The 259-nt window shown below is 57.1% G+C and carries 1 pseudogene; it reads left to right on the forward strand.

Going from position 1 to position 259, the window contains the following annotated elements:
* Positions 1-135 (forward strand): annotated as a pseudogene (locus BGK49_RS29840) (IS21 family transposase); the annotation flags it as partial.
* Between the last annotated feature and the right edge of the window lie 124 nt (positions 136-259).

Here is a 259-nt window from a genome sequence, read left to right on the forward strand (position 1 = left end):
CGCTGGCTCGAAGAGCAGCAGTCCATGCTGGCACTGCCTCCGGAGAAAAAAGAGTATGACGTGCATCCTGGTGAAAATCTGGTGAGCTTCGACAACCCCGTTACTTTATTCGTACCCCTTATAATGGGGTGTTAGCCAGCCAGACCCGGCATGATTACTGCCCCAGTCGTCCATGATCCGGGGGGTGATGTCACCGGGTCTGGTGGGGCGCTGGTAACCGCTAATAGGGGTCAGGTCAGGCACTTTTGCCGGGACCGTC

Source organism: Shigella sp. FC1544, from assembly GCF_001722145.1.
Taxonomy (GTDB): domain Bacteria; phylum Pseudomonadota; class Gammaproteobacteria; order Enterobacterales; family Enterobacteriaceae; genus Escherichia; species Escherichia coli.